Annotated in this window: 1 protein-coding gene; it reads right to left on the bottom strand. The window is 68.4% G+C overall.

Annotation, left to right across the window (positions count from 1 at the left end; translation table 11 throughout):
• Window positions 1–787: chemotaxis protein CheA (locus AB4Y92_RS25110; RefSeq protein ID WP_441822088.1), on the bottom strand; the 787-nt coding region annotated here is incomplete at both ends.

Raw genomic sequence — 787 nt, 5'->3', positions numbered from 1 at the left:
GACCAGCCCGTAGGCCTCGCCCCCCTCCCCGACAACGACGACTGCGAGATCGACCGAGTCCGATTGCGGCTCGTCACGCCCCAGGACCTCATGCGCCGTGACCAGTCCGACCTGCCGCTCCTCGAAGCGGAAATGCGGCCGGCCTTCGAGGATCTCGATCCGCTCCCGCGGCAGCATCAGCGTCCGCGTGATCCCGGTCAGCGGAAACGCGTAGGGCTCGCCATCGATCTCGACGAGCAGGGCGCGGATCACCGAGAGCGTCAGCGGCAACTGGAGCTGGAACCGCGTCCCGGCGCCGAGCTCCGACGACACGGTCACCTGTCCCCGAACCTGGCGCGCCATCGCCCGCACGGCATCGAGGCCGACGCCGCGTCCGGAAATGTCACTGACGCTCGCCTTCATCGAGAAGCCGGGCAGGAACAGGAACTCCAGGAGCTCGGCTTCGCTCAGGCTCTGTGCCGTCTCCGCCGTCGTCAGGCCGCGCCCGCTCGTCGCCTGGCGCAGCGCATCGAGATCGATCCCGCGGCCATCATCGGCGACGATGATTTGCAACAGGCCGGCATTGTGCCGGGCCTCGAGCTTGATCAGGCCCTCTTCCGCCTTGCCTGCGGCCCGCCGCTCCTCGGGAGGCTCCAAGCCGTGATCGACGGCGTTGCGCAGGAGGTGCCCGAGCGGGGCATCAAGTTCCTCGAGGATGTCGCGGTCGATGCTCGTCGAGCCACCAACGATCTCGAGGCGGACCTTCTTGCCGAGCGCCCGCCCGATATCGCGGACGGTTCGCGAAAAA

The sequence above is a fragment of the Lysobacter sp. TAB13 genome (assembly GCF_052113885.1).
In the GTDB taxonomy this organism is placed as follows: Bacteria; Pseudomonadota; Gammaproteobacteria; order Xanthomonadales; family Xanthomonadaceae; genus Lysobacter; species Lysobacter gummosus.
The sequence above is the reverse complement of the archived record's forward strand: the minus strand, read 5'-3'. Positions and strand labels throughout refer to the sequence as shown.